Below are 14,991 nucleotides of genomic sequence, written 5' to 3'. Positions count from 1 at the left end.
AATTCTGGCCCTTGCTGCTTATAACTGTTTGCTACTTATAACGATTTATAGATAGCAAGGGCATCAGTGCTACCAGCGCGCTTTTAACAGGTTAGGCTGAATACCGGCTATGGCTCGGGTATTGCCATAGTCCTTAGTCGCGATCCCGGCTTCAAATTCGTCCCGGAAATATTTAATCGCGCTTTGTAGTGGTTCAACCGCGCCCGGCGCGTGAGCACAGAAGGTTTTACCCGGCCCTAAGAAGCGGCAAAGCTGTTCCAGCGTTTCGATGTCACCCGGTTGGCCTTCGCCACGTTCCAGCGCACGCAGAATTTTAACACTCCACGGCAGACCGTCACGACACGGAGTACACCAGCCGCATGACTCACGGGCAAAGAACTCTTCCAGATTACGGACCAGCGAAACCATGCCGATTTCGTGATCCACCGCCATTGCCAGCGCCGTACCTAAACGACTGCCCGCTTTGCCGATGTTTTCGAAATCCATAGGCAGATCCAAATGATCGGCAGTCAGGAAGTCGGTACCCGCTCCGCCCGGTTGCCAGGCTTTGAATTTCAAACCGTCACGCATACCACCGGCGTAATCCTCCAGAATTTCACGAGCTGAAATACCAAACGGTAATTCCCATACGCCTGGATTTTTCACCCGACCAGAGAAGCCCATCAGCTTGGTACCTGCATCGTTACTCTTGCCCGCGGTGATTCCCTGATACCAATCCACGCCATGTTCCAGAATTGCCGGTACGTTACACAGGGTTTCCACGTTGTTGACACAGGTCGGTTTGCCCCACACGCCGGAAGACGCAGGGAATGGCGGCTTGGAGCGTGGGTTAGCGCGGCGGCCTTCCAGTGAGTTAATCAGCGCGGTTTCTTCCCCGCAGATATAACGACCCGCACCGGTATGGACAATCAGCTCAAAATCGAAACCGCTGCCCATAATATTTTTGCCCAGCAAACCGGCCTCGGTCGCTTCGGCAATAGCGCGACGCAGATGCACTGCCGCTTCGATGTATTCACCGCGCAGGAAGATGTAGCCTCGGTAGGCTTTCAGCGCGAAGGCGCTGATCAGCATCCCTTCCACCAGCAGATGGGGCAATTGCTCCATCAGTAGGCGGTCTTTATAGGTGCCCGGCTCCATTTCATCGGCGTTACACAGCAGATAACGGATGTTCATGCTTTCGTCTTTCGGCATCAGGCTCCACTTTAAACCGGTGGAGAAACCTGCGCCGCCGCGCCCTTTCAGACCCGCATCTTTGACCAGATTGACAACGTCCGGCGGAGCCATGCCTTTTAAGGCTTTTTCTGCTCCGACATAGCCGTTTTTGCTGCGGTATTCATCCAGCCATACCGGCTGTTTATCATCGCGCAAACGCCAGGTCAGCGGATGCATTTCCGGGGTACGGATAATTTCACGAGTAAAACCTGAAGGATTTGTCATGGATATTGCTCCAGTAACTTTTCAATTTCTTCAGGCTTCAGGTAGCTGTGAGTATCGTCGTCGATCATCATCGTCGGACCACGGTCACAGTTACCCAAGCAGCAGGTTGGCAGCAGCGTGAAACGCCCATCAAAAGTGGTCTGGCCCGGCTTGATGCTGAGTTTTTTCTCGATAGCCGCCTGAATGCCCTGATAACCGGTAATGTGGCAAACCACGCTGTCACAGTAACGAATCACATGGCGACCGACCGGCTGGCGGAAGATCTGGCTGTAGAAAGTGGCTACGCCTTCAACATCGGAAGCCGGAATACCCAGCACCTCAGCAATAGCGTGAATCGCACCGTCTGGCACCCAACCGCGTTTTTTCTGTACGATTTTCAGCGCTTCAATCGACGCGGCGCGAGCATCTTCGTAATGATGCTTTTCATGCTCGATGGCATCACGTTCTTCCGCGCTCAGTTCAAAGGCTTCTTGTGCGGTAGTCGGCTGTTCAGCGACAGAGCGCTCAGCGGCAGCAGACTGCGCTGCATCGACAGCCAGGTTCACCACATCAAGTTGATCTTTATGATCCTGTGTCTCTTTTTGATCACTCATAATTAGCGGTCCACATCAGACATTACAAAATCGATACTGCCCAGATAGACGATCAGGTCAGATACCAGGCTGCCACGGATTACCGATGGGATCTGCTGCAAATGGGCGTAGCTCGGAGTACGTATCCGGGTGCGATAGCTCATGGTGCTACCGTCACTGGTCAGATAGTAACTGTTGATCCCTTTGGTCGCTTCAATCATCTGGAATGACTCGTTAGCTGGCATCACCGGGCCCCATGAAACTTGCAGGAAGTGAGTAATCAGCGTTTCGATATGTTGAAGCGTACGTTCTTTCGGCGGCGGCGTAGTCAGCGGATGGTCAGCCTTGAACGGACCTTCTGGCATGTTTTTATAACATTGCTCCAGAATTCGTAGGCTTTGACGCAGTTCTTCCACTTTCAGCATGACGCGGTCATAGCAGTCACCGTTATTACCGATTGGCACTTCGAATTCGAAGTTTTCATAACCGGAATACGGGCGCCATTTACGCACATCGAAGTCGATGCCGGTAGCACGCAGGCCTGCGCCGGTTACACCCCAATCCAATGCTTCTTTGGCGTTGTAAGCCGCGACGCCGACAGAACGCCCTTTCAGGATACTGTTCTGCAATGCCGCTTTGACGTAGGAATCCAGGCGTTTTGGCATCCAGTCGAGGAAGTCACGCAGCAAACGATCCCAGCCACGCGGCAGGTCGTGGGCTACGCCACCAATACGGAACCAGGCTGGGTGCATACGGAAGCCGGTAATCGCCTCGATCACGTCATACACTTTCTGACGGTCGGTAAAGGCGAAGAACACCGGGGTCATCGCACCCACGTCCTGGATAAAGGTACTGATGTACAGTAAGTGACTATTGATGCGGAACAGTTCGGATAACATCACGCGAATGGTGTTAACCCGATCGGGCACCACGATACCGGCCAGTTTCTCTACCGCCAGCACGTAAGGCATTTCGTTTACGCAGCCGCCGAGGTACTCGATACGGTCAGTGTAAGGAATGTAGCTGTGCCAGGATTGACGTTCGCCCATCTTTTCCGCGCCACGGTGGTGATAGCCCACGTCCGGCACGCAATCGACAATTTCTTCGCCATCCAACTGCAATACAATACGGAAAGCACCATGAGAAGACGGATGGTTAGGCCCGAGGTTAAGAAACATGAAGTCCTCATTTTCGGTTCCACGCTTCATACCCCAATCTTCGGGTTTGAAGGTGAGAGACTCCATCTCCATATCTTCTTTCTGCTTGGTCAGCACGAAGGGATCGAATTCCGTGGCGCGAGCAGGATAGTCTTTACGCAGCGGATGACCTTCCCAGCTTTGCGGCATCATAATGCGCGTCAAATGTGGGTGGCCATCAAAGGTAATACCGAACATTTCCCAAGTTTCCCGCTCATACCAGTTGGCATTCGGGAAAATTTTGGTTGCTGTGGACACGTGCATGTCTTTTTCAGACAGTGCCACTTTCAGCATAATGTCGCGGTTACGCTCAATAGAAAGCAAATGATAGAAAACAGAGAAATCCGCATCAGGCAAGCCCTGGCGATGGGTACGTAAACGTTCATCCACCCCATGCAGATCGAACAGCATAACGTAAGGCTTAGGCTGTTTTCTTAAAAACGACATTACTTCCAGCAATTGTTCACGCTTCACCCAGACTACCGGCATGCCGGTACGGGTCGCCTGAACAACAAAGGCCTCTGGCCCAAAACGGTTCGACAACTCACCTATTACCGGATCATCGAGATGATCGCGGGTTTGCCATGCGGGCTGGGCGCTGTCGGTCGTTGTATGATCTGTCATAATTTTTTTTCACCACAACTTTTTTGATCACTACCGGGGTCATTTCGTGGTCAGTGCGCCGCGAATTTAGCTGTCGTACCTAGATTGATTGTCAAATCGACAGAATCAAATCTCGTCAGGAGTACGCAGGTTAGTGACCGCAATACGCTCAGCGTGTTTACGCTCGCGTTCTGGCTGCATATTGGCGCGATAAACGCCCTGATCGCCGACAACCCAAGAAAGTGGGCGGCGTTCTTTACCAATGGATTCCTGCAACAGTAACAGCGCTTGCATATAAGCTTCAGGACGCGGTGGGCAACCTGGGATATACACATCCACCGGCAGGAATTTATCTACGCCCTGCACCACGGAGTAAATGTCATACATGCCGCCGGAGTTGGCGCAGGCTCCCATCGAGATAACCCATTTAGGTTCAAGCATTTGCTCGTACAAACGCTGAATAACCGGAGCCATCTTAGTGAAGCAGGTTCCTGCAACCACCATGAAGTCAGCCTGACGCGGTGAGGCGCGCAATACTTCAGCCCCGAAACGCGCCACGTCATGCACAGCGGTAAACGAGGTCACCATTTCAACGTAACAGCAAGAAAGACCGAAGTTATACGGCCAAAGTGAGTTTTTACGTCCCCAGTTCACCATGTCATGCATCGCGTGCTCGAGTTTACCCATGTACACGCTACGATGGATGTCTTGCTCGAGCGGATCGCCGCTGATGGTTTCCTGTGTTTGTAGGGGATAACGGTCGTTTTCACCGTTGGGGTCTATGCGGGTTAGCGTATAGTCCATGTTAATGCCTCGCTGTATTTATTGGCGCAAATCGGGCGGAATACCTTTGGAATTTGTGACCGTGCTCGGTTTGCTCACGCGGCGGTTCGACCGCCCAGGAGTCCAATCCAGAGCACCGATGCGCACCAGATAAACCAAGCCAGCCAGCAGCACCAAAATGAAAATGGTGGCTTCGATGAAACCTATCCAGCCGCTTTCACGAATGGAAATCGACCAGGCATACAGGTACAAGGCTTCAACGTCGAAAATAACGAAGAACATGGCGACCAGATAGAACTTGGCCGACAGGCGCATACGCGCAGAGCCAACCGAGTCGATGCCGGACTCATAGGGTACGTTTTTGGCACGGGCCCGAGCTCTCCCACCCAGGAAGAACGCACCTAGCAGCATGAAACCGCACAGCCCGATAGCGCCAATGAGGAATACAGCGAACGCCCAGTGATGAGCGATAACTTCAGTGGTTGTTGACATACTCATTGCTTACTCATCAAAAGTGGCGTCGAACGTTCTGCTCTTGTGTCGGCAGTTGTGCACCACATCGATTCAAGGGAAGGATAATAACCACACAAAGACACTGTCTTTACAACTATTTAGCCAGTGTTTTACTGTGGGCTTTTTACTCCTTTCAATAACCTTTTGTCAACTTTGACAAAAGTAAGTACACATTAATTTACAAACGCACGATCTTGCTTAACATTTGGTGCGACCTCGAAAGCTAAATCGAGTCAGTCATTTGTTGAGCGCTATCATGCACATATAAAGCAACGTGGATCTTTCGTTTTTACTATACCATTGTCGCAGGAATAACCTGTTCTTCCACTCACTAGCTAGGGGTATTTTTTTGATCCAGAACACGTTTTGAGTGTTATTAGGCAGTTTATTAACAAATAAAAATCTGCTATTGACACTAAAAATAGTGAAACGTCGTTTCGAACCAACTAGGGTCGTGTTAACGAAAAGAAAAAAAATAATGCGGGGAGCTGTATAGGTATGAGTCCAGACCGCAGCCTGGCTCTCTTGGTCTATACCCCAAAATAAGTGTGGAAAACGCGCCTTTAGTCACGAAATATCAACATAATGGCAATAACTAGGTTTTTATCTTCTTAGAAACGAAAAATCCCCTGTTTAAACAGGGGATTAACGAAACACGAGATGTTAAATAATTATTATTAATTATCGATATACAATTCGGAACCCTGGGATGGCTCTGTTCCGGTCAGCAATGAAGGCTGATAACCATTTTGCAAGGCACTAAAGATCGCCAATGCTAACTCATTTTCACATGCATCATCTTTGCACAGCGCATAGTGGGTCTCAGGCAACCGAGGTAATCCTTCTGTTTCGCCTAATACCCGCAGGTCCGGACTCATCATTTCGATAGGTCTGGCGGTCACACCCAACCCTGCCCTCACCGCTGCCCTGATGGCTGAAAGCGAAGAAGCAACGTAGGCGATGCGCCACGGAATACCTGCCTGTGTCAGATGCTCTATTGCCATGTCACGAAATGGACTTGGCTCATTCATCACCACCAGCGGAATGGCCTCTCCAGGGACAAACTGATAGTCCGCAGAGCAATACCACAGCGTTGGGGAGGTTCTCAACATCAGATGGGGAAGACTTTCTACTGCTGCCGTGGTGATCGCTAAATCAACTTCACCACTGCTCAGCATCTCAGCAATTTCCGGCCCGCGTTTGACCCGCACATCTATAGCTAAACGCGGATATAAAGTTGCCACCCGATTCAAAAGAAAAGGAAGCAGCGTATCCGCGGTATCATCAGATGCACCAATGGTCAGCACGCCTTCTACATTGCTGTACATAAGGGAAGTGCAGGCTTCATCGTTAAAACGCAAAATTTTTCTGGCATAGCCAAGTAACTGGAGACCATGTTCAGTAAGTAACTTGTTGCGCCCATGGCGGGCAAACAACTCTTTACCAACCAACTGTTCTAACCGTTGCATCTGTTGGCTAACTGCTGATTGAGTTCGACATACTGCGGCAGCAGCGGCGGCGAAAGTATTCAGGTCAGCAACAGCGACAAAGGTTCTAAGCAGATCGAGGTCGAGATTAATTATCGGACGATTTGCATTTGTCATAGTGTATTCTTCACTTTTTTGAATTCTAATTACAAACTACCCTGGTGTTTAACTAACAACATTATCAAATGGGACAATGTTAAGTATGACAGTACCCCACTCATTAGAGTAGGGCAAAAAAATAACTTATATTTCGTTATCTTTATCTCTTTTTCAAAAACATCTTTTCCCAACCTGTCATCCAATTATATGAATAGCGTCACAAAAAAACGCTAAATCTTCGATAAATGAAGATTTTTTGTACTGGGGAACGCCATTTCCCGCAGCTAAACTTAATGCTCCTAATGTACTGTTTTTAATTAAATTCGCCTTAATGGCAGCTTATTTTATATATAAAAAAACAACTTATCACCAAGATGGTGGTTTATCTTTTCAAAAAGATTTAACTAATAATTTTCTACTAAAGTGTGAGAATGAATCCCTTACATTAAATGTTCTTAATAGTTTTCCTATTTATAGTTTTTAGCTTCCCGGCCATTTTTAGACTGGCATCTACAATATGTATGATAAAAACGTGGATATTTAGCTATCGACTTATTATATAAAAGAAATTGGCCAATATTTTATTGTCAAAATAGTAAGGGAACACGTTAACTTGATAAGTAATTCTGGATAAATATTATGCGTCACCGGTTGCTTTATCGCCGAAATACGTCATTTCGATCAGAAAATAGACAGCTGACACTTCAATTTATCTCATCAGTAAGGTTTTCCTGATGAATCAAACAGAAAAACTGATAAGTCGGTTAGCATCGATAAACATTTGCAGTTAAGCGATGTATAGAACTTCAAAAATGTGCGGCAGCGGAGTACATTGAACACCTTGCCGTGTTCCAGGAACAGGACACGCGTTTACCAGTGAAAAGGCTCTGTTTTATGTCCCCCATTGAAAAATCCAGCAAACTGGACAACGTCTGTTACGACATTCGTGGCCCGGTGCTAAAAGAAGCTAAGCGTCTTGAAGAAGAAGGTAATAAGGTTCTGAAACTGAACATCGGCAATCCTGCCCCGTTTGGTTTCGACGCACCGGATGAAATTCTGGTAGACGTAATTCGTAACCTGCCCACGGCGCAAGGCTATTGCGACTCCAAAGGCCTGTACTCGGCGCGCAAAGCCATTATGCAGCACTATCAGGCGCGGGATATGCGCGATCTGACGGTGGAGGACATTTACATCGGCAACGGCGTTTCCGAGCTGATTGTGCAATCCATGCAAGCTTTACTGAATATTGGCGACGAAATGCTAGTACCCGCGCCGGATTACCCGCTGTGGACCGCTGCAGTTTCCCTGTCCAGCGGTAAAGCTGTGCACTATATGTGTGATGAGGAATCTGACTGGTTCCCCGATCTGGATGATATCCGTAGCAAAATCACTCCACGCACTCGCGGCATTGTGATTATCAACCCGAACAACCCAACCGGCGCGGTATATAGCAAAGAGCTATTGCTGGAAATTGTTGAGATTGCCCGCCAGAATGATTTGATCATTTTTGCCGATGAAATCTATGACAAGATTTTGTATGACGATGCGCAGCACCATTCGATTGCTGCATTAGCACCAGATTTGCTGACCGTGACCTTTAACGGTTTGTCAAAGACTTACCGCGTGGCGGGTTTCCGTCAGGGCTGGATGGTGCTGAACGGGCCGAAGAAGCACGCTAAAGGTTATATTGAAGGTCTGGAAATGCTGGCGTCGATGCGTTTGTGTGCCAACGTGCCGATGCAACACGCCATTCAGACCGCTCTGGGGGGGTATCAGAGCATCAGCGAATTTATTCAGCCCGGCGGTCGTTTGTATGAACAACGGGATCGCGCCTGGGAATTGATCAATCAGATTCCTGGGGTTTCCTGTGTGAAACCTCGCGGTGCGCTATATATGTTCCCGCGTATCGACGCCAAGCGTTTCAATCTGAAAGACGATCAGAAACTGGTGCTGGATTTGCTGTTGCAAGAAAAAGTGTTACTGGTACAAGGCAGCGCCTTCAACTGGCCGTACCCCGACCACGTACGCATCGTGACCTTACCGCGCGTAGATGAGTTAGAAATGGCGGTCGGGAAGCTAGGTCGGTTCCTAGAGACATACCATCAATAATTGATTCTGGGGGGGCTACGCGCCCCCCTGTTCCCCACGTCTTAACAATCCGCGCCTCCCTGCCCACTGCGTGGTTTCCCTCACTCATCGCCTCCGCTGACGGAATGTCGCGATTCGCTCGCGCTGGCTCGCCGGACGAAACATGCACGAGGGAAGTTCGAAGAAACCCGCTTTCGCGCCAAGCCCGTGTGCAGGCCAACCCTGCTCGGAAGCCTCAACGACGAGTGAGGAGCAACTGAGCCGTCAGGCTTTCAAAACCCACCTCAAATTATCTGATCACCTCATCGCTATCGCAGATGAGAAATTACAAAACTCACCTTCTCTTCTGTTAGGCTATAAACCTAAAATCACCCCGACTCCCTGTTTGATTACCGATTTATCGCCGTAGAAAAAATAAAGAGAGAAAATGATGAGTCAGAGCCATTTCTTCGCCCATTTATCCCGCCTGAAACTGATTAACCGCTGGCCGCTGATGCGTAATGTTCGAACTGAAAATGTATCGGAACACAGCCTACAAGTGGCCTTTGTCGCGCATGCGTTGGCAATCATCAAAAACCGTAAATTCAATGGCAATCTGAACGCCGATCGCATCGCGCTGTTAGCCATGTACCACGACGCCAGCGAAGTGATTACCGGCGATATGCCCACGCCTATCAAGTATTACAATCCGCAGATTGCCCACGAATATAAGAAGATAGAAAAAGTGGCGCAGCAGAAACTGATCGAAATGTTACCCGCCGAATTACAGCATGATTTCCGCTGCTTGCTGGATGAAAACTATTACAGTGAAGATGAAAAACTGCTGGTTAAACAGGCTGATGCCCTGTGTGCCTATCTGAAATGTTTGGAAGAGCTTTCGGCGGGAAATCACGAGTTTACCCAAGCAAAAACACGGTTGGAGAAAACTCTCGACCTGCGTAAAAGCCCGGAAATGGATTACTTTATGGAAGTCTTCGTGCCTAGCTTCAGCCTGTCTCTGGATGAAATCAGCCTCGACCCATTGGAATAATCCAGATCCGTAGCTGACGTGAACCCAACCTAATGAGCGGGCTCACGTCAGTAACTCGGTGCATCAGTGCCGCCAACCGCTCTTAACACCAAGGGCGGAAGCTAATCAGAATGGGAATAAGAGCGGTACGACCATCACGCTGACGGCCATCACCAGCAGCGTAAATGGCACGCCCATACGTACAAAATCGCCAAATTTATAACCACCGGGGCCTAATACCAGCGTATTAACCGGCGATGAAACCGGCGTCATAAAGGCAGCGGAAGCGGCAATACCGACAATCATGGCGAATGGGAGTGGTGATACCGACATTTCTCTCGCGGCCGCGATGGCAATGGGCGCCATCAATACCGCCGTGGCCGTATTAGAGATAAACAACCCAATCGCGGCGCAAAGCACGAACAGACACAGCAGCATCACCCGAGGCCCCGCGCCGCCCGCGACATCCATCAGGCCGTGAACAATAAGGTCTACCCCACCGGTTTTCTGTAGTGCCAGCGCAAAAGGCATCATCCCAATAATAAGAATCAAACTTGGCCAATGAATCGCTCGATAAGCGCTATCCATATCAATACAACGAAAACGCCCCATTAGCAGGCAAGCGATCAACGCAGCAATCACGTTAGGCACCTCGTCGGTCAGCATCATGGCGACCATCAACGCCAGACAAAACAGCGCGTGAGGAGCCTGTGACAAAGCCGGAGCCACTTCGTCCACTTCTGCCGGTAAACTGAGTACGATAAAATCTTTGGTTTGAGACTGAAGCTGGCGAATCAGTTTCCAGTCGCCAATCACCAGCAAAATATCGCCGAACTGGAGTTTCTCATCCACCAGCTTCCCTTCCATCGCTTTACCGTGGCGGCGAATGCCCACCACATTCAGGCCATAGCGACTGCGAAATGTCATGTCCCGTAGGCTTTTCCCGATCAAAGTGGAGTCAGGAATCAGAGAAACCTCGGCCATACCGACATTTCGCGCCTGCTCAGAGAAATATTCCCCCCGCAGTACCATCGGTTCCAACAATTGATCGCTACAGAATTCGCGTAAATCCACGTCACAATCGGACATATCGATCAACAATACGTCCCCTTCTCGTAGCTCGGAATTACCGGTCGCGCTGACCATCACCCGGCGAAAACGCCGCCAGCGCTCGATCCCAACCACATTAGCGCCATAGCGAGCGCGTAAATGCAGTTCATCCAGCGTATGCCCTATCAGTGGGGAACTTTTACGAATCGCCAGACGACGCGCGCGGCCTGTGAGTCGATAATCCCGAATTAAATCGCGGAAAGTACGACGCTGCCACTTTTCCTTATCTGAGCGTGGTTCGTTGCTGCCCAGCCAGCGGCGGGCAATCAGCATATAGCCTACGCCCAACAGCAGAATAATAAGGCCGATTGGCGTGACGCCAAAAAAACCGAAGCCCTGAATGCCTTCTCGCAACAGTTCACTGTTCACCACCATATTGGGCGGCGTCGCCACCAGCGTCATCATGCCACTGATTAATCCGGCAAAGCTCAGGGGCATCATTAAACGACTGGGCGATGTTTTCATTCGGCTGGCAACGCTTAGCACCACCGGAATAAAAATAGCCACTACGCCGGTAGAACTCATAAATGCGCCCAATCCGGCTACGGTAACCATCAGCAAAGCCAGCATTTTGGTCTCGCTGTGCCCTGCCACCTTAACCAGCCAATCCCCCACCTGATAAGCTACGCCGGTTCTGACCAAACCTTCGCCAATCACGAACAGCGCGGCAATCAAAATCACGTTGGGATCGCTAAAACCACTGGTAGCTTCCGCCAGCGTCAGCGTGCCGCTCATCACAAAGGCAATAATCACCAACAGCGCCACCACATCCATTCGCAATTTATTCGTGGTAAACAGTCCTATCGCTATTAGAAGTAAAGTTAATACCCACAATAGTTCGCTATTCAAAATGGCCTCGCTGGTAAATCGGAAATCAAAGATTAGGCGCTATCAGTAAAGCATTAAACGCAGCGAGTTCCACTGCCTGCGATCAATATTGATTAAAAAATTGTCGCTTATCAGTCTTATACCGTTTTTATGGTGTATTTTTATCCCATTTATTGCCGATTTGCTGATTATTCGCCGGAAGTGAGTCATTTGTTCGTTGGCGATATATATCCGCATAAACAGTAAGCCTATCGGCAATCCGGGCAACATCTGACTATACTGGTGGCAACCCACCGGGTTTGGGTTACTCCGTAAACGTAGGCCGTGTAACAGCCGCGCGGCAGTCACCGCTGAAATTATCCATCAGAGCAAGGTCGCTAAATGTTTAATATCACTAATTATCCGCTGGTTCTGTTTATCCTGACTTTTCTGGTGCTGTGGGGCTGCGCCCTTATCGGTCAGGCGTTTTTTCGTCATGGACAAACCATGGATGGCAACACTCAGGAAAACTTCACCGTTATCCAGGGTGCGACACTGACGCTACTGGGGCTGATTATTGGCTTCAGTTTTTCCATGGCTATCAGCCGCTACGATTTACGTAAAAATTATGAAGAAGCGGAAGCCAACGCTATTAGCACCGAATACCTGCGTGCAGACCTGCTCTCGCCCGCCGCGCGAGATAAAACCAAAGATCTGCTGATACGCTACGTGGATCAACGAATTCTGTTTTATCGCACCCGCGATAGCGCCAAGCTGATGGAAATTAACCGCCAATCCAATCGGCTACAGGACGAACTCTGGACAGTGCTGCTTGACCCTGCGGCGCAACAGCCAACACCACCGATGGCGCTGGTACTGGCTGGAATGAACGATGTATTGAACTCAGCCGGTTACACTCAGGCGGCTTGGTGGAACCGTATTCCCCCTGCGGCATGGATGTTGATGAGCATTATTGCAATCTGCTGCTGCACGTTAGTGGGCTACGGTTTTAAAAGCGGCAAAGGGCGAAAAGTAATGCTGTTGATATTGCCGCTGGTTATCTCTTTCTCGTTTATGTTGATTGCCGATATAGATAGCCCGCGCGGCGGCGTGATTAAGGTGATACCGCAAAATCTGGAGAGTCTGGCGGCCAGTTTTTCCCTTCCTGCTGGTTAAGTTGCAGTTGAGACTCGGTATACGTAAAAAGAGCGCCTTAAGGCGCTCTTAGTTTTTATCGCAGATTCAATGAATAAGCAGGAAAGCTACTTAACTCGCTTAATCACTGCGCCGTTTAGCGTTTTCTCTACCGCTATTTGCTCAAGGGAACTCAGAATCAAATCAACCTGATCCAGTTTTGGCGTATCCGCAGGTGCGTTAACCGCGATCACTTTACAGCCAGCGGCCAGACCGGAAAGAATCCCCGCGGGCGCGTCTTCCACCACAACACAATCTTCCGGTTTCAGCCCCAGACGCTCTGCGCCCAGCAGATAGGCATCGGGCTTAGGTTTGCCGTGAGTGACCTGTTCAGCCGTGATAAACACTTCCGGTAAGGGTAAATGACCGGCTGCGCGACGGGCGGACGCAACGGGTACGGAACCCGAAGTAACAATCGCCCAAGGAATATCCAACTGATTCAGACGTTCCAGCAGCGCAACGGCACCCGGCAATGCGGTGACGCCTTCGGTATCTTCCGACTCGATTTTTTCCAACGCCAGAAACTCGGCCTGAATCGCCTCATCACTCTGCCCCGGCATAAAGTGACGCAAGGAGGTCATAGCCTGTTTACCGTGAATAAAGCCCAATACCACCGATGATTCGATACCGTGCTTGGCTCCCCAGCCAATCCATGCTCGCTCCACGGCTGGCAATGAATCTACCAGCGTTCCATCCAAGTCAAAAAGAAAACCTTTGCACTCCACAAGTACATCCTCTTGAAACCTAAATCATCAGGCTATTTATTGAGTTTAACGGCAAGCCCGGCCACAGGGGCGGGTAAACGAGGGGTTAATATACCTATGGGCACCGTAACGGACAAACCGTCACCGAGCCAATGGCCTATTTCCCCTCGTCTCGCTTGAACAGTAAGCAATTTGGCGGGTGATTAATCAGGCATTAATGATTTGCGAAATCTCAACCGCGCTCAAATGATATTGACGCGGGCAGGACTGCCAGACAGACAGCATGCTCTGATATTTCTTCCACATTGGGGTTTGGGCATTGAAACCGTGAGTGCCGGAATCGAAATGGGTATAACGCCCTTCAGTGTTCACCATAAAGCGCACGTAACTCAGGTAACGAGATTCGGTGGCAGCATCAAAACCGAGGAAGGCGATGCGGCGCTCGTCCAGATCTTGCTTATCTTTCAGATTATCCCAAGACACCTGTAGCGCGTGGTGCATCTCCATAATATTAATAATGGTGCGGCAGGTCTCTTCGCTTAACTCACCAAAATCACGGTCCAGCTCGCGCATTTGCAGACCAAAACCGCGCTCGACAATGGTTTGCTGACGACGATAACGCTCGGCGTTATCCGGATCTAACATGGTCATCATTTTGTATTGGTTTGAAAGGATCAGCCGTTGGGCGTTAGTCATATCCATCATGATCTCCTGAAAGGCAAGTTAATGGTGAAATCATCGCATAGAGCATCTTTCAGTGGTACTACTAGCAGGACATTCTTTGATTTGACAGGGGGTTTGGTGAAAGGATTCACCGAGAGCCGCTGCCGACCCTCGGATTTGTATTTATTTATCGTTGTAAAAAATCATAAATCATCGAGAAAAGTTTTATCCAACTGCTTAAACGCCCGTTTCAGCAGTTCAGCCAGCGACTGGTAGGTCGGTGTTTTCTCTATGGGCGCAACCGCCTGCCCGGCTTCAGCCAGTTTATTACGCACGTCGTGAAACCATTGCAATAAAGTCGGCGGCAACGGAGTAATAGAGCGCTTGCCCAACCACCACAGACCTTGCAGCGGCAAACCACAGGCAAACAGTGCGGTCGCAATCGCAGGGCCAAGCTGCCCACCCAGTGCGATTTGCCAGGTCAGCGTGAAAATCGCCAGCGGCGGCATAAAGCGAATACCGAAGCGCGTCGCGTTAACCACGCGATTTTCTGGGAACACCGGCGCCAGACGTTTGTCTGATGGCCAAGTTTTCATGTAGTGCTGCCCGCGCTGGAGGACCTGAAACCAGCTAACGGAATCAGAAGGTTTGGATGTCATGGCTCACCTCAACTTCAAAGACAAAGTTTAAAATTTTCTTGCAACCCACCAACGAGAAATTGGATGG

The 14,991-nt window shown here is 49.8% G+C and carries 13 protein-coding genes; 3 read left to right on the top strand and 10 right to left on the bottom strand.

The genetic code is table 11. The annotated features are described in order from the left end of the window. Positions 1 to 69 precede the first annotated feature (69 nt). From nuoF to rovM, 6 genes are all read right to left on the bottom strand, one after another. The gene (gene nuoF / locus AD970_RS03950) at positions 70 to 1,437 is read right to left on the bottom strand and encodes an NADH-quinone oxidoreductase subunit NuoF (RefSeq protein ID WP_049597032.1); all 1,368 of its coding nucleotides are present in this window, start codon (positions 1,435 to 1,437) and stop codon (positions 70 to 72) included. Further along, complete coding sequence (nuoE, locus tag AD970_RS03945) at positions 1,434 to 2,030, bottom strand: NADH-quinone oxidoreductase subunit NuoE (RefSeq protein ID WP_235786901.1); 597 nt, start codon at positions 2,028 to 2,030, stop codon at positions 1,434 to 1,436. Before nuoE ends, nuoF begins: the two co-directional genes overlap by 4 nt. 2 nt (positions 2,031 to 2,032) lie before the next feature. Beyond that, positions 2,033 to 3,829, bottom strand: a complete 1,797-nt coding sequence (gene nuoC, locus AD970_RS03940) for an NADH-quinone oxidoreductase subunit C/D (RefSeq protein ID WP_049597031.1) — start codon at positions 3,827 to 3,829, stop codon at positions 2,033 to 2,035. 105 nt (positions 3,830 to 3,934) lie between these two features. Continuing rightward, a complete protein-coding gene (locus tag AD970_RS03935) occupies positions 3,935 to 4,612 on the bottom strand; it encodes a NuoB/complex I 20 kDa subunit family protein (RefSeq protein WP_049597030.1) in 678 nt (225 codons plus the stop codon). A gap of 18 nt (positions 4,613 to 4,630) precedes the next feature. Continuing rightward, a complete protein-coding gene (gene nuoA, locus AD970_RS03930) occupies positions 4,631 to 5,089 on the bottom strand; it encodes an NADH-quinone oxidoreductase subunit NuoA (RefSeq protein ID WP_049597029.1) in 459 nt (152 codons plus the stop codon). 692 nt (positions 5,090 to 5,781) lie between these two features. Next, positions 5,782 to 6,708, bottom strand: coding sequence for a virulence transcriptional regulator RovM (gene rovM, locus AD970_RS03925; RefSeq protein ID WP_049597028.1), 927 nt, complete (start codon positions 6,706 to 6,708; stop codon positions 5,782 to 5,784). Between the two features lie 876 nt (positions 6,709 to 7,584). Between rovM and AD970_RS03920 the strand changes: the two genes are divergently transcribed. Beyond that, positions 7,585 to 8,799: a pyridoxal phosphate-dependent aminotransferase gene (locus AD970_RS03920; protein WP_049597027.1), complete on the top strand. Its 1,215-nt coding sequence runs from the start codon at positions 7,585 to 7,587 to the stop codon at positions 8,797 to 8,799. 409 nt (positions 8,800 to 9,208) lie between these two features. Then, positions 9,209 to 9,808, top strand: coding sequence for a 5'-deoxynucleotidase (gene yfbR, locus AD970_RS03915; protein WP_049597177.1), 600 nt, complete (start codon positions 9,209 to 9,211; stop codon positions 9,806 to 9,808). Between the two features lie 105 nt (positions 9,809 to 9,913). Here the strand turns inward: yfbR and AD970_RS03910 are convergent, their stop codons facing one another. Further along, a complete protein-coding gene (locus AD970_RS03910; protein WP_049597026.1) occupies positions 9,914 to 11,746 on the bottom strand; it encodes an SLC13 family permease in 1,833 nt (610 codons plus the stop codon). A 360-nt stretch (positions 11,747 to 12,106) separates the two neighbouring features. Here AD970_RS03910 and AD970_RS03905 point away from each other — a divergent pair, with 360 nt between their 5' ends. Then, positions 12,107 to 12,880, top strand: a complete 774-nt coding sequence (locus AD970_RS03905) for a bestrophin-like domain (RefSeq protein ID WP_049597025.1) — start codon at positions 12,107 to 12,109, stop codon at positions 12,878 to 12,880. 86 nt (positions 12,881 to 12,966) lie between these two features. On the opposite strand, the gene AD970_RS03900 is transcribed toward AD970_RS03905, so the two are convergent. The 3 genes from AD970_RS03900 to yfbV all read right to left on the bottom strand — a co-directional run bounded on the left by AD970_RS03900 (position 12,967) and on the right by yfbV (position 14,924). Beyond that, positions 12,967 to 13,623 (bottom strand): sugar phosphatase, encoded by a 657-nt coding sequence (locus tag AD970_RS03900; RefSeq protein ID WP_049597024.1) that lies wholly within the window; start codon positions 13,621 to 13,623, stop codon positions 12,967 to 12,969. 186 nt (positions 13,624 to 13,809) lie between these two features. Beyond that, a complete protein-coding gene (locus tag AD970_RS03895) occupies positions 13,810 to 14,304 on the bottom strand; it encodes a YfbU family protein (RefSeq protein WP_049597023.1) in 495 nt (164 codons plus the stop codon). Positions 14,305 to 14,468: 164 nt separating this feature from the next. Next, the gene (gene yfbV / locus AD970_RS03890) at positions 14,469 to 14,924 is read right to left on the bottom strand and encodes a terminus macrodomain insulation protein YfbV (protein ID WP_049597022.1); all 456 of its coding nucleotides are present in this window, start codon (positions 14,922 to 14,924) and stop codon (positions 14,469 to 14,471) included. Positions 14,925 to 14,991 lie beyond the last annotated feature (67 nt).

Source organism: Yersinia nurmii (assembly GCF_001112925.1).
GTDB lineage: Bacteria > Pseudomonadota > Gammaproteobacteria > Enterobacterales > Enterobacteriaceae > Yersinia > Yersinia nurmii.
Note: the sequence above shows the minus strand (reverse complement) of the source record. Positions and strands in the feature narration are given on the sequence as shown.